Raw genomic sequence first — 21,592 nt, 5'->3', positions numbered from 1 at the left:
ACGCGGACAAACAAGAAGGCCGCGGATCCTGGTGCGGATCCGCGGCCTGGAGGCTCTTTCTGCCGGTCAGACTATGACCGGAGGTTGCCTCCAGGGATACGGACCACGCGAACCACCATTTCCGGTGTGCTTGGTCGGTGCGCAATCGCCGGCTTCAGGTGCCGGGGCAGCCAGGACACCCGTCGCCGCGCGGGCGATCAGGGTGGACGTGCGGCTGACCTGAACCTGGCGCCGGACGGACTTCTCCTGCTGCGGCTGAACGGCCACGCCATCGAGATAGACGAGGAGGGCCGGACCGCCGACGGGCAGGATCGTGCCGGGACGCGCGGAAGTGAGCCCAAGCCGGGGCCACATCAGATGCTTCTTCACAGCGGACTCACCTCCATTCGTGGATCGTCGAACAGGACAGTCCGACTCGCTTGACCATGACCCTAAACCCCGCTCCCCGGGGCGGGCAACATATTTTCTACCAGCGGTTTTATCACTTATTCATGCGGATCATCGCTTCCTGCACCACCGACACCACCAGTTCGCCGGAACGGGTGAACATCTCCCCCCTCGCGAGCCCCCGCGCCGCCCCCGACCAGGGCGACTCCTGGGCGTACAGCATCCAGTCGTCCACCCGGAAGGGCCGGTGGAACCACATCGCGTGGTCCAGGGAGGCCCCGGAGACGTTGGAGGCGCCCCAGGCCAGGCCGTGGGCCAGCAGCACGGTGTCCACCAGGGTGAAGTCCGAGGTGTAGGCGGCGAGCACCACGTGCAGCAGCGGATCGTCGGGCAGTTCGGTGTCGTAGCGGAACCAGACGTTGGTCTTGGCGCCGCGCAGCGCCGGGTCGCGGTGGGCCTCCAAGGTGAGCGGGGTCACGTAGCGGGCGTCCACCGGACGCGGTTTGGAGAGCCACTCCCGCCACGGGGACTCCTCCCCCATCACCCCCATGACCTCCCGCATCCGGTCTTCGAACGGGGACAGGGTCTCCGGCTCCGCCACCGCGGGCATCACCGCGGCCTGGTGTTCCACCCCGGGCTCAAGGATGTGGAAGGAGGCCGACATGGTGAATATCGCCTTGCCGTGCTGGACGGCGACCACCCTGCGGGTGGTGAAGGAGCGGCCGTCGCGGACGCGCTCGACGTTGTAGACGATCGGGACCGCCGGGTCGCCGGGCCGGATGAAATAGGCGTGCAGAGAGTGGACGTGCCGTTCGGCCGGGACCGTACGGCCCGCCGCGACCAGCGCCTGGGCCGCCACCTGCCCGCCGAACACGCGCTGGATACGCTCCTCGGGGCTACGGCCCCTGAAGACGTCGAGCTCGATCTGCTCCAGGTCGAGCAGGTCCAATAACTCCTTGAGCGCTTCGTTCACGCGTCCTCCGTCTGGTCTGCGGCAGCACGGCAGAGGGCGAACACCGCCTCGCCATACCGCTCCAGTTTGACGCGCCCGATCCCGGTTATGGCCAGCAGGTCCTGCTCGCAGACCGGGGCGCGTTCGGCGATGGCCTGGAGGGTGACGTCGGTGAAGACCACGTAGGCCGGGATCTTGGCCTCCTTGGCGACCGCCGTACGCCAGGTCCGCAGGCTCTCCAGGAGCGCCTCGTCGTAGTCGGCCGGGCAGGTGACGCACCTGCCGAGCTTCTGCTCGGTGGCGACGGCGAGGGTCTTGCCGCAGACCCGGCAGCTCACCGGCGCGGCGACCGGGCGCCGCCCTCCGGCCCCGGATGATCCGGAAGACCTGGAGGACGGGGAAGCCCCGGGGGGCGGGGAGGACGAGGTACGGCCAGGCGCGGCTGAACGGCCCGTGAGGCCGTCGAGGAAGCGGGAGGGCTTCCTGGACCGGCGACCGCCCGGTGAGCGGGCCAGCGCCCACGACAGCGCCAGGTGTGCCCGGGCACGGGTGACACCGACGTAGAGAAGGCGACGCTCCTCCTCGATCTGGTCGGGCGTCTCGGCGTAGACGATCGGCATCATGCCGTCCGTGACACCGACCAGGAAGACCGCGTCCCACTCCAGGCCCTTGGCCGCGTGCAGCGAGGCCAGTGTCACGCCCTCGACCGGTGGCGCGTGCTGCTCGCCGGCCCGGCGCTCCAGCTCCGCGACGAAGGCGGGCAGGTCGGCGCCGGCGGTGGCGAGGTCCTCGGCGAGGTCGGCCAGGGCCTTCAGCGACTCCCACTTCTCCCGGGCCTTGCCGCCGCCGGGCGGCTCGGGGGTGAGGCCGATGCCGGTGAGAATGTGGTGGACGGTCGGGGCCAGGTCGTCGTCCTGGGCGGCGGAACGGGCGGCGCCGCGCAGCAGCACGACCGCGTGGCGGACCTCGGGCCGCTCGAAGAAGCGGTCGGCGCCGCGCAGGAGGTAGGGGACACCGGCCTTGGTGAGCGCCTGCTCGTAGACCTCGGACTGGGCGTTGACCCGGAAGAGCACGGCGATCTCACGGGTCGGCACCCCTCCGTCGGCGAGTCCGCGCACCGCGCGGGCCACCCCCTCGGCCTCGATCTGCTCGTCGTCGTACTCGGTGAAGACGGGGTCGGGGCCGTCGGGACGCTGCGCGATCAGGGCGAGCTTGTGCGGGGTCCTCGCCCGGTCGAGCAGCCGGTTGGCCAGGGAGACGACCTGGGGGGTGGACCGGTAGTCGCGGACCAGCCTGATCACGGTGGCGTCGGGGTACTCGACCGGGAAACCGGTCAGGTAGCGGGGGGTCGCACCGGTGAAGGAGTAGATCGTCTGGTTGGGGTCGCCGACCACGCACAGGTCGTCGCGCCCGCCGAGCCAGGTGTCGAGCAGCAGTTTCTGCAGCGGGTTGACGTCCTGGTACTCGTCCACCACGAAGTGGCGGTACTGCCGCCGGATCTGGGTGGCCACCTCCTGGTGCTCGGTCATCACGGCGGCGGTGAGTTCCAGGATGGTCTCGAAGTCCACCAGGTGCCTGTCGCGGCGGAGCCTTTCGTAGGCGTCGTAGAGCCGGAAGATCTCCTCGGCGGGGACGGGCGGGGTCCGGCCGGCCTTCCTGGCGGCCTCGGCGTAGTCCTCGGGGCCGACCTGGGTGACCTTGGCCCACTCGATCTCGGAGGCGATGTCCCTTAGCTCGGAGCGGTCCGGGTTTCTCCGCAGGGAGCGGCAGGCGTCGATCAGCAACGGCAGCTTCGACTCGATCACCTTGGGCGGGTCACCGCCGATGACGCGCGGCCAGAAGTAGGTGAGCTGGCGCAGCGCGGCGGCGTGGAAGGTGCGGGCCTGCACCCCCGGGGTGCCGAGCAGCCGCAGGCGCTGCCTGAGCTCTCCGGCCGCGCGGGTGGTGAACGTCACGGCCAGCACGCTCTGGGCCTCGACCACCCCGCTGCGCACCGCGTGGGCGATACGGTGAGTGATCGCCCGCGTCTTGCCTGTGCCGGCTCCGGCGAGCACGCAGACCGGCCCCCGAACGGCCTCGGCCACCGCCCGCTGCTCGGGGTCCAGTCCCGCCAGGATGTCGTCGGACTCCACGGAGACTCCTTACACGCGGTTGAACAGGCTTGACGGAGACATTCTCCCAGCCGGTGACCGGTCACCGCCCATTCTGACAACCCACGGCCGCAAGCCCCCGTGATTTGCCAAGATGCGTAAAAAAGGCAGTTCCTCCACAATGGAGGCCAAACTGAGCCCGGGAGTAAGGAAGAGGCCTGTGCGAACTGCGGTAACCGTGAGTGCTCTCGCTCTGACGGCGTCGGTGGTCGGGCCCGCGGCCTTGCAGGTGTCCCCGGCCGCGCTCGCCTCCTCGGAGACCTCGCGGCCGGGCGGCATGTTCACCACGTCCGGGAAGGACGACCCCACCCCCACACCGACCCCCAAGGTGAAGAAGAGCACCCCGGCCCCGCCCGACAGCCCGCTGCTCCAGAGCACGGTCGTCGACACCGTCGCGTACGGCCCGCACATCCGCCAGCGGATGGACGTCTGGCACCAGGCGGACGGTCTCAGGCGGCCCGGCGTCTTCCTGGTCCACGGCGGCTGGTGGTCGGCCGGGGACAAGAAGTACATGGCCGATATCACCAAGAGCTACGCCGAGCAGGGCTACACGGTCTTCAACCTCAACTACCGTCTCTCCGGCGATGCCCCCTGGCCCGCCCAGCGGACCGACGTGCTCGACGCCATCACCACCGCGCGCAGGCACGCCGCCCTGTGGTCCTTCGATCCGGGCGACTACGCGGTCGTCGGCTTCTCCGCCGGGGGCCATCTGGCCGCCGCGGTCGGCACCTACGGCAACGGCCTGCCCGGCCTGCGCGGCGTGGTGGGCGTCTCCCCGGTGACCTCGCCGATGCTGGCGTACATCGACGGCGTCGACACCCTCGATCTGAACAGGCGCAGACTGCGCGAGGCTGCCATCCAGCTCGCCGGGGGCTGTGAGCCCGCCAGATGCCCGAAGATCTGGGCCAGCATGGAGGTGTCGCGGCACGCGAGCCTCGGTGACGTGCCGATGCTGGCGGTGCACTCGCAGGACGAGTTCGTGCCGGCCGAGCACAGCCTCCTGCTCAAGGAGCGCCTGCGCCTGTTCGGGGTGGGCATGACGGTGGTGACCGAGCCCGGCGCCGATCACAGCACGCCGCTGTACCGCCTGCCGGAGGTGGAGGAGAGGGTACAGGACTGGATCGCCGGCAAGTTGCTCTGACCGGCGGGAAGACGAACGGCCCTCACCTTGTTGCCAATGAGCGCCGAACATCTCACGAGGGGACAGTCCACACATGGCGCTGACGGTTTACACCACTACCTGGTGCGGTCCTTGCAGGCGGCTGAAGTCCCAGCTCTCCCGGGAGGGGATCTCCTACCGGGAGATCAACATCGAGCAGAACCCCGATGCCGCACGGTTCGTCATGAGCGTCAACAACGGCAACCAGACCGTGCCGACCGTCCTGTTCGAGGACGGCACCGCGGTGACCAACCCCTCGGTGATCGAGGTCAAGGCCCGGTTGAAGGTCTGATCACCAGTCTCCGGTCAGGGGCTCCCCGTACCAGGTCTCGATCAGCCTTCGGGCGATCGAGACCTCGGACGGCAGGCTCACCTCGCCGCTCGCCAGCGCGGCCCGCAGTTCGGCGCGGCTGAACCAGCGGGCTTCGGCGATCTCCCCGGGGTCGAGGTCGAACTCCGTCGACACGGCCCTGGCGAAGAAGCCGAGCATCAGGCTGCGCGGGAACGGCCAGGGCTGGCTGCCCAGGTAGCGGGGGGCGGTGACGCGCACACCGACCTCCTCGGCCACCTCGCGGACGACGGCGTGCTCCAGTGACTCTCCCGGCTCGACGAACCCGGCGAGCACCGAGAGCCGTCCCTCCGGCCACTCCGGCCCCCGGGCGAGCAGGCACCGGTCGTCGTCGTCGTGGACGAGCATGATCACCGCTGGGTCGACCCGGGGGAAGTGCTGGCCGCCGTCCTTGGGGCAGACCCGCATGTGCCCGCCGGCCCGCACCTCGGTACGGCTTCCGCAGCGAGGGCAGAACTCGTGGGTGGCGTGCCACGCCTCCAGCGCGACCGCGTACACCAGCAGCCCGGCGTCCAGGTCTCCCAGCAGCGAGCCCACCTGGCGGAGCCCGGCGACGACGGCCTGTCCCTCCGGCAGCACCGTGAGGGGGAGGGAGGCGACGATCCGCCGGGGAGGCTCCACCCGCGTCCGCGCCATACCCGCCAGCGGGGCCGTCACGGCGAAGTAGGCGACTCCCTCGGCGTCCACACCGAGCAGGTAGCGCTCCCCCTCGGGGGCGTCGGCCACGGGTGTCAGGACGAGCCGGACCTCTCCCCCGCTCCGCCGGACCAGCGTCCGGCCACCGTCGACGACCAGGACCCGGGTGGTGCCGTCGGCCCACGCCCGCTCCCGCCACCCGGCATCGCCGCGGAGCAGCGCCGAACGGTCGACGGCGCTCCGCGCGAGCAGCAGCGATCCCAGCAGACCTTCTTGTGTGGTGCTTTCCACGCCGTCCCCGCTTCCCAGACCGATTCGACATCCTATGCCGCGAGACGAGGGCGGATTTCCGGAGTTCACGCATATGCTCCAGAGCCGAGACCCTTCTGCTTTCTCTCCCGTTTTCCACCCTTATCCCTCGCGCCGGAACCTCCCCTCCGCCGGAACGGTGAACGTGGCCGGACGGCGGACGGGCGGCGGCTCCGCGCGGCCACCCGGGAGACCCCGGCAGGCCGGAGAGGGCCCGAACGGGCCGCGCGGGCCGGGGGGAGTACGAGATTCCGCATCCCCGGGCGGGATTCCGTATCCACCGGGGAAGCGGACATATACGGTGAATACCCAATCACCTCAGCGAGATGATCTCCGTACGGCTAGGATGCACAAAGTTAGGTTAGGCTTACCTGATTATCGGGGGTCCCTGCATTGCGGCTGTACCTCACCGCGCTCAAGCCGACCGACTCGGTCACCCACGGGTTCCTTCCGGCGGCACGCGCACTGGGCTGCGACGTCACCGTCCTGACCGACCGGCCGGAGCACCACCTGGGCTCGGGGAACGAGGTGCTCCGCTGCGACGTCCGTGACGCCCGCGCGGTGATCGACGTCATCGCGCACCACCACGCGCCGGACGCCGTCTTCTCCAACTCCGACCACCTCCAGGTGGAGACCGCCCTCGCCGCCGCCTACTTCGGCCTGCCGGGCAAGGACTGGCGGGCCTGCGCGGCCACCAAGAACAAGGCGCTCACCCGCCGGAGGCTGGCCGCGGCCGGCGTCGAGACCGTCCACTCCGTACGGCTGGCCCCAGGCGACCCCGCGCCATCGGACACCCCGTTCCCCGCCGTCGTCAAACCGCGCGATGGCGTGGCCAGCGAGGACGTGGTGCTGGTCCGGGACGGCCGCGAGCTCGCCGAGGCCCTGCGGGCGATCCGGTCCCGGCGGCCGGGCGAGGCGCTGGTCGTGGAGGAGTACCTCGACGGCCCCCTGCACACGCTGGAGACCCTCGGCGACGACGGCGAACCTCGGGTGCTGGGTGGCTTCAGGACCACGCTCGGGCCGCCGCCGTACTTCGTGGAGGAACGGCTCGACTGGGAACCGCCCCCCGCGCGCGAGCACGTGCTGAGGGCGCTGCGCGCGCTGGGGGTGGGGTTCGGGGCCTGCCACACCGAGTACGCCATGACATCCGCCGGACCGAGGATCATCGAGGTCAACTACCGGGTGATCGGCGACCACTGCGACTTCCTCCTCGGCGACCTGCTCGGCGTCCCGCTGTTCGAGCGCGTCCTCGGCGTCCACCTGGGGGCGGGGGCCGGCGAGGTGAACCACGCCCGCGGACACGGAACCGCGCTGAGCCTGGTGGCCGACCGGCCGGGAACCGTGGTGGCGGCCCCCAAGACGGTCACGCCCGCCCCGGGAGACCGGGTCAGGCTCTGGCACCGGCCGCTGCGCGCCGTGGGCGACCGGATCGACCTGAGCAACACCAACCGCGACTACCTGGGCATCGTCCGCGTGATCGGACCCGGCCGGGCGGACGTGGACGCGGCCGTGACGGCCTTCGGCGCCGGAAACCCATGGGTGATCGCATGATCGGCGGCCCCTCGGCGAGCGGGCGGGAACGGTACCTGGCCGCCCGGGTGCTGAACGCGCTGCTCCGTGAGAACTACGGCGGGCTGGCCGGGCGGGTCACCCGGTGCAAGAACGGCGTCGCGCTGGTCCTGGTCGGCGGACGCCGGGTCCGGCTCGTGCCGGGTTCGCTCTTCCAGGACTTCGTGGTGGCCCCGGAGGAGGCGCTCGGCCTGCCGGAGGTCCTGCGCACGCTGCGGGAGATCGCCGCTCCGGCCGACGCCCCGGGGGTGGAGGCGTTCACCCGGGAGTGCCGGGAGGCGCTGCGCGCCCTCGACCTGCACGGCGCCCACCGGGACGAGGTGCTGACCCGGCTCCGCGGCACGCGGCTGTGCGCCGTACGGTACGAGACGCTGGCGGCCTTCGTGGACCACCCGGTCTACCCGACGGCACGGTGCCGGACCGGGCTGTCGGACCGCGAGCTGACCGCCTACGCGCCGGAGTTCGCGCCCGCCTTCGACCTGCGGTGGGCGGCCGTGCCCCGGGAGCGGGCGGCCGGGGCCGCGGTGCCGTACGCGCCGGAGTTTCCGGTCGCCGGGCTGCCCGAGTCGCTGAGCGGGACCCACGTGCTGTTCCCGGTGCATCCGCTGACGGTCCGCGCGGTCGAGGAGATCCCGTGGGCGACCGTGGGCCCCGAATCCTACCTGGAGGTCAGGCCGACGCTGTCGACGCGCACGGTGGTGATCGACTGTGACACGCATCTGAAGCTGCCGCTGGCCACCAGCACGCTCGGACTGCGCAACCGGCGGTCGATCAAACCCGCGACGCTGGCCGACGGGGCACGGGCCGAGCTGCTGCTGCGCGAGATGCCCGACCCGGGGGTGCTCCTGGCCGACGAGCAGACCTACGGCCACGCGGGGCACGAGTATCTGGGCTGGCTCGTCCGACGCCTCCCGGAGGGCGAGATCGTCCCGGTGGCCGCGCTGCTCGCGCCCCTGCCGGGGGGCGGACTGGTCCTGGAGGAGCTCGCCGGGCGGTGGTACGCCGGGGACGTGCCACGGATGCTGGGAGAGTATCTCCGGCTGCTGTTCGGCTTCCACGTGCGGCTCTTCGTCCACTACGGCACGGCCCTGGAGACCCATCAGCAGAACCTCTCCCTGGTGCTGGGACACGGCCCGGCCAGGCTGCTGGTCAAGGACAACGACGGGCTGCTGACCTCGCCGGACCGGCTGCGGGCCGCGGGCGTCGCGGTGCCCGACTTCGTCGACGGGCGGATGCTGACCGACGACCCGCACGCGCTCGCCGACGTGTTCGTGACCATCACCCTGCACCTGGCCGCGGCGGCGGTGACGTTCGGCGTGCTGCCGCCGCCGCAGGCCGCCCGGCTGATCCGTGACACGCTCGCCGAGGCGCTGGCCGAGCACGGGGGCGACCCGATGGCCAGGCTGCTGCGGGCCAGGACCCTCGACGCCGCCCGGCTCGTCGGCAAGTCGATGATCACCGCCGGAACCCTGGCGGACAAGGCGCGCACCGGGGCCCGCGACGTGAACAAGTTCTACGGCACCAGCGGCCCCAACTACCTGCGCCAGCCTCCCCAGGCCATCCAGAACATGATCATCCGAAGGACGCCATGACCAGCCTCGCGCTCGGCCCCTCTCCCGCCGCCGTCGCCGAGGAGGCGTCGCTGGCGGCCCTGCTGCGCTGCTGTGTCAGAGAGGTGGCCGGACCGCGCGGGCAGGTCTGGCACGCCGAGCCGTACGTGCTGCTGCGCGTGGCGGACACCCTGCTGCGGGTCCGCACGCACGGCGGGCTCGCGCTGCGGTTCGAGGGGCGGCCCGAGTGGCTGGAGCTCGGGTGCTGGCAGCCGCTCTCCGCCGACCGGCTCGTCGGGCTCGTGGAGATCGAGCTGGGCGGGGCCAACGAGGAGTTCGCCGCCCAGGTGGGCGCGAGCCGGGACGCCATGACCGCGCTGCTCGCGGCGCGGCGGGACGCCCGGCCGCCGGCCGACCCGTGGCTGGCCTCCGAGCAGGAACTGGTCCTCGGCCACCCCTTCCACCCCAGCCCCAAGGCCCGCGACGGCGGCGGATGGCTGCGCTACGCCCCCGAGGCGCACGCGAGCTTCCCGCTCCGGCTGCTGGGCGTCCGCCACGACGTGCTGGCCGAGGCGGGCGACACCGGCACGCTCGACGAGCTCGGCCCGGTCCCGGACGGCTACTCGGCGCTGCCCGCGCACCCCTGGCAGCTCGACCTGCTCGCGGCGGAGCTGGCCGCGCCGCTGGCCGACGGGCGCCTGATCGACCTGGGCCGGGGCTCCCGCATGGCGGTCCCCACCTCGTCGGTCCGTACCGTCTACGAGCCCGCGATCGACCGGTGCCTGAAGTTCAGCCTGGACGTGCGGATCACCAACTGCGTCAGGAAGAACTCCTGGTACGAGCTGGCCGGCGCGGTGGAGCTGACCCGGCGCCTCCGGCCGGTGTTCGAGGAGCTGTCGGCAGGGTTCCCCGGCACCCGCTGGCTGCCCGAACCCGGCTACCGCTCCGCCGACCTGGGCACCCGGCTGCTGGAGGGGCTCGGTGTGATCATCCGCGCCAGCCCCTGGTCGGTCTGCAGACCGGGGGTGACCCCGCTGCTGAGCGGGGCGCTGGCCGTCTCCGCGGCGCCCCCGGCCGACCCGGTGCGCTGGTGGCGCGCCTATGTGGAGCGCGTGGCACCGCCGGTGCTCGACGCCTACCTGAGCCACGGCGTGGTGCTGGAGCCCCACCTGCAGAACGTGCTGATCGGCGTGGACGCGGCGGGACAGCCGGTGGAGGCGATCTTCCGCGACCTGGAGGGCACCAAGCTCGTCGTGGGGCGCCACGACCTGTCCGGAGTGCCCGGCCGGGTCGCCGAGGCGCTGACCTACGACGCCGGCGGCGGCTGGGACCGGGTGGTCTACTGCCTGATGGTCAACCACCTCGCCGAGATAGCCGCCTGGATCGCCGGGGCGGGGCCGACGCGGGAGCTGTGGGCGGTGGCCGGGGAGGTGCTGGCCGGATACGCCGCCACCCGCGGCCGGCCGCGACCGCTGTCGGACCTGCTGGCCGGGGCACCGCTGCCGGCCAAGGCCAACCTCTCGGTCCGCTGGGCGCGCTCGGCCGACCGCTGCGCCGGATACGTACCGGTGGCCAACCCACTGGCGGTGCTGTCATGATCCCGGCCGTCTCGGCGAGCGGCCTCCCGGCGGTGCCGTGGTGATCCCGGGCGAGCCGACCGCGAGGGCCTGACTGGGCTGCGCCGCCCCGGCGAGGTGCTCCGGATCGAACTCCGCCGGACACTGACGGTCTCCCTCGGGCCACGGCGCGGGGGCCGGCAGGACGTGACGCCTGATGACAGGACGTCGGCTCACACCCCATAAAAGCAGCCGAAAATCCCCTATTGCCGACTAAGGATATCTGGCTTAATTAGCAGGCCAAAGAGACAGTTGTCCGTAGAACAGAAGAGACGAAACCAAATACCTGGAAGGGTTTCCCTATCGCCACCCAATTCATGTGATCTTCGTTAACCAGCCGGAAGCATCGCCCTAGTGATCATCGGGTACCTGAGGCTTACCGCCATCAGCGCGGCGCACAGGAGCATAATTCTCCGAAATCACCAGAGACATGGAATGCGATGATTTCTAGCGGTAACAAACGGGCTTCAACCGCCGTTTTCGGAAAACGTGGCCGAAGTTGGGCCGTCACCACGACGGCAATCGGCGCATTTCTGGCAATTGCCTGCCAGACGGCCGCCAATGCCACGACCGAGAACGCGGGAACTATCCGCCTTCATTCGCCGGCAGATACCAGCAAGTCCGTTCCCGCAGGTCATTTCTCCCGCCCCCTCGAAAGTGCAGGCCCCCTGGTAGGGGAACTTCTCGCGCAGAGACGCTGCTGCCGGAGAAGGCACTGCAGGTGCAGAGACGGGCGGGACGGCCGAGACGGGCGGACCGGGTCACAGGGGCCGCAGGGACCGCGAGGCCCGGCGGGTCTCACCGGTCCGAAGGGTCCCGCAGGCGGTCCACAGGGTCCCGCCGGTCCGATGGGACCGGCGGGCGCAAGAGGTGCCGACGGCCCGACAGGCCCGGCGGGACCGGTAGGCGCAAAAGGCGCCGACGGCCCGACAGGCCCAACCGGACCCGCGGGCGCGACCGGCCCGGTCGGTCCGACGGGAGCGGTGGGCACGAGGGGCATCGACGGCGCTACCGGACCCACAGGCCCGACTGGGCCAACCGGACCCACAGGCGCGGCCGGCCCGACAGGACCCGTGGGACCGGCAGGCCCGTCGGGCGCGAACGGGGTGGCGGGCCCGGTCGGTCTCACCGGCCCGGTAGGACCTGCGGGGCCTGCGGGCGCCGATGGAAACGACGGCGCCACAGGACCCGTGGGACCGGTAGGTCCGATAGGACCGGTGGGCGCGAGGGGCGACGACGGCGCAATCGGCGCCACCGGTCCTACCGGACCCACAGGACCCGCAGGACCAACAGGACCCACAGGACCCGCAGGCGCAGTCGGACCGGTAGGACCGGTAGGACCTATCGGCCTGACAGGCGCAATCGGCCTAGAAGGACCCGCAGGACCCGTGGGACCCGCAGGCGCAGTCGGACCGGTAGGACCCATCGGCCTCACAGGCGAAACCGGACCGGCAGGACCAATCGGACCGGTAGGACCCGTAGGACCCATCGGCCTGACAGGTGCAATCGGACCGGTGGGACCCATCGGCCTCACAGGCGAAACCGGACCCGCAGGACCCGTGGGACCCGTGGGACCGGCCGGCGCCGCAGGAGCCAACGGCCCCGCAGGGGCTACAGGGCCGGTGGGACCGGCGGGACCCGTCGGACCGGCGGCACCGCAGACGTCCGTCTCCTCGGCGTTCCTCCTGCTCGACAAGCTCGACGTGTCCCTGCGGACCAACGGGACCGCGGCCATCCGGGACCCGCGGACGACTCCGCGCTGGCATGACATCTCAGGGATATCCGGTTATCCGGCGAATGTGGCTGATGTCTCCGCAGCGGTGCTCGTCGACGGCGCTCTTCCCTACCTCAGCATCACGGTGCAGAGCTCAACCGGGCAGGTCTTCCAGACAAGGTGCCTGGTGGGGCTTCCGGTCCCGGTGGTGGGAGGTTTCTTCGCCCCGGGGGCGCCCCTTGGCCCTCTGGCCTACCCGGCGAACTGCACCGCTTTCACTGACGAGTCACCGCCGACGCCCTGAGTCCTAGGAGGCGGCAAGAGGATGGCGAGTGCCGTGCCCGGTGTCGACCGGGCACGGCACTCGCCGTACCCTCCCGTTTGGACGGCAGACAAGATGATCATGTATCCGGTCTCCGGAGCGTGAGACGGCATGATCCAGGACCTGGGTACGCGCGGGAGCTTTCGTCCACCCCGCTTCACCTTCCGGCGACGGCACATACCCGACTACCCCGGTCATCGTCGCTCCCTTGTCAAGCTTCTCAAGCCGTCCGCGCGCGCATCGGTTCCACGAGGCGCCGGACCAGTGGCCAGAGCAGTATCAGCACGATGACGGCGTAGATCATGTAGGAGAGCGCTCCCCCCAGCAGGCCGGACAGGTCTCCGCCCGACAGCTGCAGCGAGCGCCGGCCCTGCAGTTCGGCGCGCGGGCCGAGGATGACGCCGACGATGAGGGGCAGCACCGGCAGCCCGAACCGGCGCATCCCGAATCCGAGCAGTCCCAGGAGCAGCAGCAGAAGCAGGTCGAGAGGTTGCGCGTTGACCGCGTAGGCGCCCATCGAGGCGAAGAACAGGATCCCCGCGTACAGATAGGGGCGCGGAATCCGCAGGAGTTTCGCCCACGCCGGCGCGAGTGGCAGGTTCAGGACGAGCAGCAGCAGGTTGCCGATGAACAGGCTGGCGATCAGTGTCCAGACCAGGTCGGGCTCGCGTTCGAACAGCAGAGGGCCCGGCTGGATGCCGTACGACTCGAATGCGGCGAGCATCACCGCGGCGACGGCGTTCGTCGGCAGCCCGATGGCCAGCATCGGCACCAGGGTGCCGGCCGCGGACGCGTTGTTCGCCGCCTCGGGGCCGGCCACCCCCTCGATCGCCCCCCTGCCGAACTGCTCGGGGTGCCTGGTCATCCTCTTCTCCGCCATGTACGACAGGAAGGTGGGGATCTCGGCGCCGCCCGCCGGCAGCGCTCCGAACGGAAAGCCCAGCGCGGTACCGCGTAGCCACGGCTTCCAGGACCTCCTCCAGTCCTCCCGCCCCATCCACGGCCGGCCGACGGGGATCACTCCCCCCGCCGTGCGCCGCAGGTGCGCGGCGACCCAGAGCGCCTCGCCGACGGCGAAGATCCCGACGGCCACCACGACCACGTCGACGCCGTCGGCCAGCTGCGGGACGCCGAGCGTGAGCCGCTGCTGCCCGGTCACCGCGTCGATGCCGATCACGCCGATCACCAGGCCGAGCAGCAGCGAGGCGAACCCCCGGACGCGGGAGGTGCCCAGCACCGCGGTGACCGCGATGAAGGCCAGCATCATGATCGCGAAGTAGTCCGGCGCCCCCAGGCTGATCGCGAACGTCACCACCAGCGGCGTCACCAGCACCAGCAGCAGGGTGCCGATCGTGCCCGCGACGAACGAGCCGATCGCCGCGGTCGCCAGCGCCTGCGCCGCCCTACCGGCTTTGGCCATCTTGTTGCCCTCGATCGCCGTGACGACCGAGGACGACTCGCCGGGCGTGTTCAGCAGGATCGAGGTGGTCGATCCGCCGTACATGCCGCCGTAGTAGATGCCGGCGAACATGATGAAGGCCCGCGTCGGCTCCATCCCGTACGTCACCGGCAGCAGCAGGGCCACCGTCATCGCCGGGCCGATGCCGGGCAGCACGCCGACCGCGGTGCCGACGACGACGCCGATCAGCGCCACCAGCAGGTTGAGGGGGGTCACCACGTGGGCGAACCCCTCCAGCAGATGGGTGAGGTTGTCCATCACAGAATTCCCTGCAGCACACCCGCCGGCAGGTTGACACCCAGCCCGACGGCGAACCCGTAGAAGGTGGCCAGCGACAGCGTCACCGCTATCGCCAGGTCGCGCACGTAGTGCCGGCTGCCCAGGGCGAAGGCCGACCCCCAGAACAGCAGGGCCCCGCTGATCACCCAGCCGAGCCGTTCGATCAGCACGGCGTTGACGGCGAAGACGCCGATGAGCAGCAGCACCGTGCGCCAGTCGATCCGCGTCGACAGGTCGATGTCCTCCCCCGCCTCCGGCTCACCCCGGCCGCCCCGGGCGACGTCGACCGCGTAGACCGGCGCGACCACCAGGAGCAGGACCCCCAGGATCATCGGCACCGGACGCGGCCCGATCGGGTCGTTACCGCCGACCAGATGCGCGATCTGGCCGGCGTCGAGGATCACCAGGACGCCCAGCAGGGAGAGGAACGCGCACAGGCCGTACTGCGCGCGGTCCGGCCCCAGGGAATCCCGCACGGCCACGTCGAGTTCTTCGGAGGCCCGCACGCTCATGCCAGCCCGAGCCGCGTCAGGATGTCGGCGACGACCTTGTCCTGCTCGGCCAGATACGCCGTGAACTCGTCGCCGGTGAGGAAGGCGTCACTCCAGCCGCGCTTGGCCAGCTCGGCCTTCCACAGGTCGGAGTCGTGCATCTTCGTCAGCGCCTCGATCCAGGTCTTCCGGTCGGCTTCGCTGATCCCGGGCGGCGCGACGATCCCGCGCCAGTTGGTGAAGAGGAGGTCGATGCCCGCGGACTTCAGCGTCGGGACGTCCCCGAGCACGTCGACGGGCTCCGCGCTGGTCACCGCGAGCACCCGCACCTGACCGGCCTCGACCTGGTCGAGGAACTCCCCGTAGCCGCTGGCGCCAAAAGTGATCTTGCCGCCGAGGATCGCCGGCAGCAGCTCACCACCCCCGTCGTAGGAGATGAAGTTGACCTGTTCCGGGTTGATGCCGACCGCCTTGGCCAGCTGCATCGGCAACAGGTGGTCCGGTCCGCCCCGCGATGAGCCACCACCGACGGTGATCTTCCTCGGGTCCCTCCTCCACGCGGCGACAAGATCGTTGATCGTCCTGTACGGCGAGTTCTTCGGCACGACGATCGCGCCGGCCTCCTCGATCAACCTGGCGATGGGGGTGGTCTGCTTCAGTGTCGCCCTCGACCTGGAGGTGTACGAGGCACCCACGACGCCCAGCCCCATCTGCATGGCGAGCCGGCCGTTGCCCTTCTCGTTCACCATGCGCTGCAGGCCGACCGTGCCACCCGCCCCCGGCAGGTTGAACACCTGAACACCAGACGCGATCTTGGCGTCGTCCATCACCTTGGCGACGGTCCTGGCGGTGGTGTCGTACCCGCCGCCGGGCGTGTTGGGCACCATGATGCGCAGTCCGGAGACGGGTTTGCCGTCCGCGTTCCCGCCGCCTCCCTCTTTCTGCGCGGTGACCCCGCAGGCACCGACGGCGAACATCGACATGGCGGCCAGCGCACCAAATAGCGCGGTGATCGGGGTTCTCACAATTGGTCTCTTTCGCTATACGGGAGTCCGGCGCCATGATTGTGACGACCTGGCCGACACCCCGTCTGCCTTGTGTGACCAGCGAAGATTGAGTTCATTGTGGTCGTAACGTTCCACCGTCACACCCTGGCGGGCGAGCTGCTGACGCTGCAGCTCGCCATCGTCGTGGTCGTGCTGGTCGCCGTCGGCGCGCTCTCACTCACGCAGTCGGCGGCGGAATTCGATCAGGTGGAGGGACGCCGGGTGACGGCCCTGGCCGAGCAGATGGCCGGCAACCCCCTGGTCCGCAGCCAGCTCGGCCGATCGGCGTCCGGGGAGACCATCGCCCCGCTGGTGCAGACGACGCTGACCCAGTCCGGCGTCACCTCCGTGACGGTCGCGAACGTCAACCAGAAGATCGTCAGCTCCACGAACCCCACCCTGGTCGGGACACGGCTGCCCCTGGGCGACCCGGGCGTCGCCGTCGGCCGCGGCTGGTCGGGGGAGCTGATGGTGGACAACTCCCGCGAGCTGGTGGCCCAGGTCCCGGTGCTGGGGGCCTTCCGGCACAACCTCGGCCGCCAGCTCGGCACGGTGATGATCGGTAATGCCTCGCCGACCCTCTGGCAGCGGCTGGTCGGCGCCTCGTCATACCTGCTCACCTACCTCGGCATCGCCAGCGCCCTCGGGGTGTTCGGATCGTGGCTGCTGGCCCGGCGGATCAAACGTCAGACCCTCGGCCTGGAACCGCGCGAGATCGCCGGCCTCGCCGAGCACCGCGAGGCGATGCTGTACGGAATCGCCGAGGGGGTGATCGCGCTCGACCTGCAGCTGCGGCTCACCCTGGTGAACGCGGTCGGACGCAGACTGCTCGACCTGCCCGAGCACTGCGTCGGGATGAGCCTGACCGATCTGCGGATCGAGGGCCGGCTGTACGACGTGCTGGCCGGGGTCGACGGCGACGCGGTGGAGGCTCACGACGAGATCGTGGTACGCCGTGGCCGGGTGCTGGTGATGAACCGGATGAACGTCACCAAGGACGGGCGCCGGCTCGGCTCGGTGGCAACGCTGCGGGACCGCACCGAGCTCGCCCAGCTGGAACGCGAACTCGGTTCGTTCCGCAGCTCCACCGAGCTGCTCCGCGCGCAGGCGCACGACTTCGCCAACCAGTTGCACATCATCTCCGGCCTGATCCAGGTCGGGGAACACGACGAGGTGGTCCACTACATCCGTGCGCTGAGACAGCACCGCGAATCACTCGACCTGGCTCTGACCAGCCAGGTCCGTGACACGGCCGTCGCCGCGCTGCTGATGGCGAAATCCTCCCTGGCGGCCGAGCGCAAGGTTCAGCTGAGAGTCTCACAGCGCACCGCGCTCAACCGGCTGGACCCGATGGACTCGGCGGACGTGGCGACGGTGATCGGCAACCTGGTGGACAACGCGGTCGACGCCGCCGCGGCCGACACCGACGGGAGCGGCGCCTGGGTGGAGGTCGAGCTACGGCAGGACGCCGCCAGCGTGGAGATCGTGGTGCGCGACTCGGGGCCCGGGGTGGCCCCCGAACTCGCCCACGAGGTGTTCTCCCGGGGCTTCACCACCAAGGCCGCCCAGGAGGGCGGGCGTGGCATCGGACTGGCGCTCACCCAGCTGGTCTGCAGGCGCCGCGGCGGAGAGGTCGGGGTCACCAACACCCCCGACGGCGCCATGTTCACCGCTCGGATGTCCGTAAGGCACCTGACCGACGAGATGACGGAGGGAACCCGTTGATCGACGTACTGGTCGTTGACGACGACTTCATGGTCGCACGGATCAACCACGGGTTCGTCGAACGGATCAGGGGCTTCCATGTCGTCGGGACGGCGCACACCGGTGAGCAGGCGATCTCGGCCGTCACGGAACTCCGTCCCGACCTGGTCCTGCTCGACCTGTACCTGCCCGACGTCTTCGGCCTGAAGGTCATCACCCGGCTGCGGGCCGCGGGCCACGACTGCGACATCCTGGTGATCAGCGCCGCCCGGGAGGTCGAGGCGGTCCGCGGCGCGGCGCGGCACGGGGTGGTCGACTACCTGCTCAAGCCGTTCGACTTCGACGATCTGCGGATCCGGCTCGAACGGTACGCCGCCCATCACGGCGGTCCGCGCGCGGCGACGGTCAGCGGTCAGGCCGACGTGGACCGGGTGCTCACCAGAGCCCCCTCGCGGGTGCCCGCCGCCGCGCTGCCCAAGGGCATGAGCGCGGAGACAGCCGAACTGGTCGAACGCGCGCTGCGCGCCACCGACGGGACGCTGTCCGCCGCCGAGTGCGCGGCCCGGGTCGGCATCTCCCGGGTCAGCGCGCGCCGCTATCTCGAACACCTCTACACCGTCGGCCGCGCGAAGGTGTCCCTGCGGTACGGCACGACCGGCAGACCCGAACGCCGCTACCGCTGGTTCACCTGACATCTCGCCTTCCGAGGTTCCCCCGCCTCCGGGAACCTCGGGAGGAGCACACAAGAACGTCGATCGCCGCCGTGATCAGGCTTCGGGCGCGCCCGCCGTACACAGCCAGGCCCGCGAGTTCGGCGAATACCCGCGTATACATCTCGACCTCCTTGGGCTGAGTGATGGTCAGCCAAGCCGAGACGAGCTCCACATTCACCCGTGCCCTGTCGAAGATCCAGAAGTCCTCGACCGGTCGCATGGCACTACGGTCGGCGGACGCCGGGATGATTCCGAGACTGACGCTGGGCAGGGAGGAGACGGTAAGCAGGTGGCCGAGCTGCCCCATCATCGTCTCTGAGCCACCGACCACCATGCGGAGCGTCGGTTCCTCTAACAAGATCGCGAAGGTGCGACCGCCCTCGCGCAGGACACCCTGACGCTCCATACGTACCGCCAGCGCATCCTCAACGTCATCGGAGAGACCCCGCCGGGCGGCGGTGGCCTTCAAGATCGCACGGGTGTAGGCACTGATCTGAAGCGGCCCGGGAATCAGCCACGTGGAATAAGCGTGAAAGCGCCGGGTCCGTTCGAACAGGGACCGTACGGATTCCTGCGCCTGTCGCAGCCCCGCACGCTCCAACCGCCGCCACTCCACGTACATGGAGTCCACGGCTCGTAGGGTGGCGATCAGCTCGGCAGCCTGGTCGCCGGCGTTACACGGGTGATCAGGTAATCCAGAATTCGCATTCGGCTTCGCAGCGTCGCAGACCGGCCGTGAACTCGCGGACGTAGCGCAGCCGGGCCTGGCCGGAGCGGCTCGTCTCAATCACTACGCCCGCCGGCACTGGGAGGTGGAAAACCGTGAACACTATGTTCGTGACGTCACTTTCGGCGAGGACACCGGCCAGGTCCGTACCGGGCAACTCCCGCATTTCATGGCCGCTATCCACAACCTCGTGATCGGCACGTTCCGCAAGAAAGGCCACGTCAACATGGCCCGAGCCCGCCGTCAACATGGTTATGCGTCACATCGCCTGCTCACCCTGTTCACTCTATGAAATCAGCCCTCAACGGACTGAATCATCAATGCGCCGGGGCTCTGCCCGCTCCACTGGGCGCACGAGATCACCTCATTGACATTAAATATCTTCCATGCTGCAATGATTGCGTCACATCCGAAGGAACTCTCCACTCGATCCCGCTCAACCGCACAAGAAGGCTAATAATGCAATCTACGAAATGGTCAATCATTGCTGCTTCATTCATAGTGACAGTGCTGGGGGCCACGTCTCCAACTATCGCCAATGCCGACACTCCTCCACCCGTCAGCAACAACCAGTCTGACACTTCACCGACTCTTCCAGGCGAGCCCGAGGTCACGGCAGAACCTGGTTCAGCCTTCTCCGGGGTAGATACAGAAGCAGCCGAAAACAAGGTGGCTGCAGACGTTGTTGGCTGCTACGTCAGGGCAGAGGCCCCGTTCACCCTCGTATACAACAAGCCGCCGATCAGAGCCGAAGGCTACATACCGTCATGCACACCCACAAAGCCCGATGACTGCCGCACAGAAACCGATCTTGAACTAAACATAAACGGGACCTGGACAGTCATCGCGAACGGCCCCGTGAAGTGGGGGTGCAATATAGGTAGTGGCTCGAAGTCCAGCACCTCTTACAACTGCAGCCACGCCAACGGTCCTCACCACTACCGTACTCGAACCTACCTCATAGCTAAATATAAAGGTGTATGGGCATCCGAAGCCGCTGTCGCCACAAGCGGGCAAAACAGCTGGTGGTGCCAGTAAACCCCAAACCCCTTAGAGGTATATGCACTTCAATCCCAAGATTGAACCACTGGCAGAGAAAAGCTGTACTAGAAACACACAAACCGCAAGCGTTATGTCACATAGCGCTTGCGGGCATCGCTTCAGGAAGCCTTGCTATTCAACTGAGAGGGAACTCCTCACCAGACGCACACAGGGAACCAGTCGTCTACGCTTCACCTCATGGTATTGAACAAAAGATACGGCCACAAGAAGGCGCCACAAAAGATCGACACTATCTTCTCGATTAATTTTTGTCGCAGTGACATCAAAATCCTGACCGTAAATCTCAACGGTAATAACATTATTCGACCCGGCGCCAAGCAGCTCAGTGGCCCACTCTGGGGAGTTTCCGGCTTCACAATTCCCAAGAAGAACGAAGTCGTTACCGTCGGCCAGATAGGGCAAGAGCAAAGTGCTGTGCTCCGACGCCTGGGGCCCGCTGATCATAATAGACAAACCAGGCATTCCGCCAAACCGATACAGCACCACATGCCCTTTAGAAATTCGGAACACTAGCCAGTTGACGCCACCTACAAGATGAATCAATGCCGCCTTGAGCATGTCTCTCACGACTTACCTCTTAGCTACAAACTAGTAGTTGCCCCATACGGTTCAGCTCAGATGCTCCTGATGATATCTACCTTGCAGCGGCCAGGAGAGCATTGAGCGGGAAAGCGGTACCAGCATCCCCGCCTACGGGATGGGGCCGATCTCCACACTGGAGTCCAGGGTCGTCAGCAAGTGCAGCTCGCGAATGAGGATCGACAGCCGCAGTCAGCACGGCGAAGCACCGGGGCTGGACACGAACGGTGCCGGGCTTCTCGCGCGCACGCGCATAGCAGGACTTCGTTAGTTCGAGATTTTTTGGCATCGTTTGCGCATGGCTGGCAATCCCTGGTGAAACGGGCAGCCGACAACCTGGCTTAGAGCGCGAATCAAAGAAGGAGCCACGGGATGGACCCCAACCTCTCCCATCTGAAATGGCTCAAGAGCACCCGCAGCGGGGCCAACAACGATGACTGTGTCAAGGTGGCGAACCTGCCCGGCGGCGGGCGGGCCGTACTGATCAAGAAATGCGGGCGTGACGTAACACCAGGCCTTTCTCAGACACTGTTCACCCTGGTGACAGCCTTGGAAGTATGAGGTACTCCGACAGAAGCGGAGGACTGTCCGCGCCAGAACGGGAGCGGCGACAGCAGCTACGCTTCCAAGCCGCGGACATGTTCGCCGGGAAGATCACACCGCCCCGGGTCGCCCGCCTGCTGGGCATCACCCGCAAGTCCGCCTACGAGTGGTACGCGCTGTGGAGACGCGGCGGTAAGGCCGCGCTGGTCTCCAAGGGGGCCGCAGGAGCCGGCTGCAGGCTCACCGCCAAGCAACTGGATCGTCTGGAGGCGCTGC

The 21,592-nt window shown here is 69.0% G+C and carries 20 protein-coding genes; 10 read left to right on the top strand and 10 right to left on the bottom strand.

Features of this window, described 5'->3' with window-relative positions; genetic code table 11:
• Window positions 1-66: 66 nt before the first annotated feature.
• The 3 genes from ABZ194_RS26630 to ABZ194_RS26620 form a co-directional block, all read right to left on the bottom strand.
• Complete coding sequence (locus tag ABZ194_RS26630; protein ID WP_355599751.1) at window positions 67-369, bottom strand: hypothetical protein; 303 nt, start codon at window positions 367-369, stop codon at window positions 67-69.
• Between the two features lie 112 nt (window positions 370-481).
• Window positions 482-1,360: an acyl-CoA thioesterase II gene (gene tesB / locus ABZ194_RS26625; protein ID WP_355599750.1), complete on the bottom strand. Its 879-nt coding sequence runs from the start codon at window positions 1,358-1,360 to the stop codon at window positions 482-484.
• Window positions 1,357-3,471 (bottom strand): ATP-dependent DNA helicase UvrD2, encoded by a 2,115-nt coding sequence (locus tag ABZ194_RS26620; RefSeq protein ID WP_355599749.1) that lies wholly within the window; start codon window positions 3,469-3,471, stop codon window positions 1,357-1,359. Before ABZ194_RS26620 ends, tesB begins: the two co-directional genes overlap by 4 nt.
• Before the next feature lie 178 nt (window positions 3,472-3,649).
• Between ABZ194_RS26620 and ABZ194_RS26615 the strand changes: the two genes are divergently transcribed.
• A complete protein-coding gene (locus tag ABZ194_RS26615) occupies window positions 3,650-4,630 on the top strand; it encodes an alpha/beta hydrolase (RefSeq protein ID WP_355599748.1) in 981 nt (326 codons plus the stop codon).
• A 73-nt stretch (window positions 4,631-4,703) separates the two neighbouring features.
• Window positions 4,704-4,940, top strand: a complete 237-nt coding sequence (locus ABZ194_RS26610) for a mycoredoxin (RefSeq protein WP_355599747.1) — start codon at window positions 4,704-4,706, stop codon at window positions 4,938-4,940.
• Here the strand turns inward: ABZ194_RS26610 and nudC are convergent, their stop codons facing one another.
• On the bottom strand, window positions 4,941-5,924 hold the full coding sequence (gene nudC / locus ABZ194_RS26605) for an NAD(+) diphosphatase (protein ID WP_355599746.1): 984 nt from the start codon (window positions 5,922-5,924) through the stop codon (window positions 4,941-4,943).
• A gap of 411 nt (window positions 5,925-6,335) precedes the next feature.
• Between nudC and ABZ194_RS26600 the strand changes: the two genes are divergently transcribed.
• From ABZ194_RS26600 to ABZ194_RS26585, 4 genes are all read left to right on the top strand, one after another.
• Window positions 6,336-7,493 carry an ATP-grasp domain-containing protein gene (locus ABZ194_RS26600; RefSeq protein WP_355599745.1) on the top strand — a complete coding sequence of 386 codons (1,158 nt, stop codon included), beginning with the start codon at window positions 6,336-6,338 and terminating at the stop codon, window positions 7,491-7,493.
• Complete coding sequence (locus ABZ194_RS26595) at window positions 7,478-9,103, top strand: IucA/IucC family protein (protein ID WP_355599744.1); 1,626 nt, start codon at window positions 7,478-7,480, stop codon at window positions 9,101-9,103. The genes ABZ194_RS26600 and ABZ194_RS26595 overlap by 16 nt, the downstream gene beginning before the upstream one ends.
• Entirely contained in the window at window positions 9,100-10,659 is a 1,560-nt protein-coding gene (locus ABZ194_RS26590; protein ID WP_355599743.1) for an IucA/IucC family protein, read from the top strand. The genes ABZ194_RS26595 and ABZ194_RS26590 overlap by 4 nt, the downstream gene beginning before the upstream one ends.
• 1,817 nt (window positions 10,660-12,476) lie before the next feature.
• Window positions 12,477-12,695, top strand: a complete 219-nt coding sequence (locus ABZ194_RS26585; RefSeq protein ID WP_355599742.1) for a hypothetical protein — start codon at window positions 12,477-12,479, stop codon at window positions 12,693-12,695.
• A 238-nt stretch (window positions 12,696-12,933) separates the two neighbouring features.
• Here the strand turns inward: ABZ194_RS26585 and ABZ194_RS26580 are convergent, their stop codons facing one another.
• Genes ABZ194_RS26580 through ABZ194_RS26570 form a run of 3 tightly spaced genes read right to left on the bottom strand, consistent with a single transcriptional unit; the run spans window position 12,934 to window position 15,967 of the window.
• Entirely contained in the window at window positions 12,934-14,430 is a 1,497-nt protein-coding gene (locus ABZ194_RS26580; protein ID WP_355599741.1) for a tripartite tricarboxylate transporter permease, read from the bottom strand.
• Window positions 14,430-14,963, bottom strand: a complete 534-nt coding sequence (locus ABZ194_RS26575; protein ID WP_355599740.1) for a tripartite tricarboxylate transporter TctB family protein — start codon at window positions 14,961-14,963, stop codon at window positions 14,430-14,432. The genes ABZ194_RS26580 and ABZ194_RS26575 overlap by 1 nt, the downstream gene beginning before the upstream one ends.
• Window positions 14,960-15,967, bottom strand: a complete 1,008-nt coding sequence (locus tag ABZ194_RS26570; RefSeq protein ID WP_355599739.1) for a tripartite tricarboxylate transporter substrate binding protein — start codon at window positions 15,965-15,967, stop codon at window positions 14,960-14,962. The genes ABZ194_RS26575 and ABZ194_RS26570 overlap by 4 nt, the downstream gene beginning before the upstream one ends.
• A 99-nt stretch (window positions 15,968-16,066) precedes the next feature.
• Between ABZ194_RS26570 and ABZ194_RS26565 the strand changes: the two genes are divergently transcribed.
• A complete protein-coding gene (locus tag ABZ194_RS26565; protein WP_355599738.1) occupies window positions 16,067-17,713 on the top strand; it encodes an ATP-binding protein in 1,647 nt (548 codons plus the stop codon).
• Window positions 17,710-18,384, top strand: a complete 675-nt coding sequence (locus ABZ194_RS26560; protein WP_355599737.1) for a response regulator — start codon at window positions 17,710-17,712, stop codon at window positions 18,382-18,384. The genes ABZ194_RS26565 and ABZ194_RS26560 overlap by 4 nt, the downstream gene beginning before the upstream one ends.
• On the opposite strand, the gene ABZ194_RS26555 is transcribed toward ABZ194_RS26560, so the two are convergent.
• The 3 genes from ABZ194_RS26555 to ABZ194_RS26545 form a co-directional block, all read right to left on the bottom strand.
• Window positions 18,377-19,027: a DUF5753 domain-containing protein gene (locus ABZ194_RS26555; RefSeq protein WP_355599763.1), complete on the bottom strand. Its 651-nt coding sequence runs from the start codon at window positions 19,025-19,027 to the stop codon at window positions 18,377-18,379. The two genes, ABZ194_RS26560 and ABZ194_RS26555, sit on opposite strands and share 8 nt — an antisense overlap.
• 64 nt (window positions 19,028-19,091) lie before the next feature.
• Entirely contained in the window at window positions 19,092-19,382 is a 291-nt protein-coding gene (locus ABZ194_RS26550) for a hypothetical protein (protein WP_355599736.1), read from the bottom strand.
• Window positions 19,383-20,305: 923 nt separating this feature from the next.
• On the bottom strand, window positions 20,306-20,761 hold the full coding sequence (locus ABZ194_RS26545; protein WP_355599735.1) for a hypothetical protein: 456 nt from the start codon (window positions 20,759-20,761) through the stop codon (window positions 20,306-20,308).
• Between the two features lie 384 nt (window positions 20,762-21,145).
• Between ABZ194_RS26545 and ABZ194_RS26540 the strand changes: the two genes are divergently transcribed.
• Window positions 21,146-21,334 (top strand): DUF397 domain-containing protein, encoded by a 189-nt coding sequence (locus ABZ194_RS26540; protein ID WP_355599734.1) that lies wholly within the window; start codon window positions 21,146-21,148, stop codon window positions 21,332-21,334.
• Window positions 21,331-21,592 (top strand): helix-turn-helix domain-containing protein (locus ABZ194_RS26535; RefSeq protein WP_355599733.1); only part of this gene is annotated, 262 nt, incomplete at its 3' end. The genes ABZ194_RS26540 and ABZ194_RS26535, both read left to right, overlap by 4 nt.

Origin of the sequence: Streptosporangium sp. NPDC006007, from assembly GCF_040614315.1 — a bacterium.
Taxonomy (GTDB): domain Bacteria; phylum Actinomycetota; class Actinomycetes; order Streptosporangiales; family Streptosporangiaceae; genus Streptosporangium.
Note: the sequence above shows the minus strand (reverse complement) of the source record. Positions and strands in the feature narration are given on the sequence as shown.

Coding starts and splice junctions, on each gene's coding strand:
- ABZ194_RS26610 (WP_355599747.1), top strand. CDS start 4,704: ATGGCGCTGACGGTTTACACCACTACCTGGTGCGGTCCTTGCAGGCGG.
- ABZ194_RS26595 (WP_355599744.1), top strand. CDS start 7,478: ATGGGTGATCGCATGATCGGCGGCCCCTCGGCGAGCGGGCGGGAACGG.
- ABZ194_RS26590 (WP_355599743.1), top strand. CDS start 9,100: ATGACCAGCCTCGCGCTCGGCCCCTCTCCCGCCGCCGTCGCCGAGGAG.
- ABZ194_RS26580 (WP_355599741.1), bottom strand. CDS start 14,430: ATGGACAACCTCACCCATCTGCTGGAGGGGTTCGCCCACGTGGTGACC.
- ABZ194_RS26575 (WP_355599740.1), bottom strand. CDS start 14,963: ATGAGCGTGCGGGCCTCCGAAGAACTCGACGTGGCCGTGCGGGATTCC.
- ABZ194_RS26555 (WP_355599763.1), bottom strand. CDS start 19,027: ATGTACGTGGAGTGGCGGCGGTTGGAGCGTGCGGGGCTGCGACAGGCG.
- ABZ194_RS26550 (WP_355599736.1), bottom strand. CDS start 19,382: ATGTTGACGGCGGGCTCGGGCCATGTTGACGTGGCCTTTCTTGCGGAA.
- ABZ194_RS26540 (WP_355599734.1), top strand. CDS start 21,146: ATGGACCCCAACCTCTCCCATCTGAAATGGCTCAAGAGCACCCGCAGC.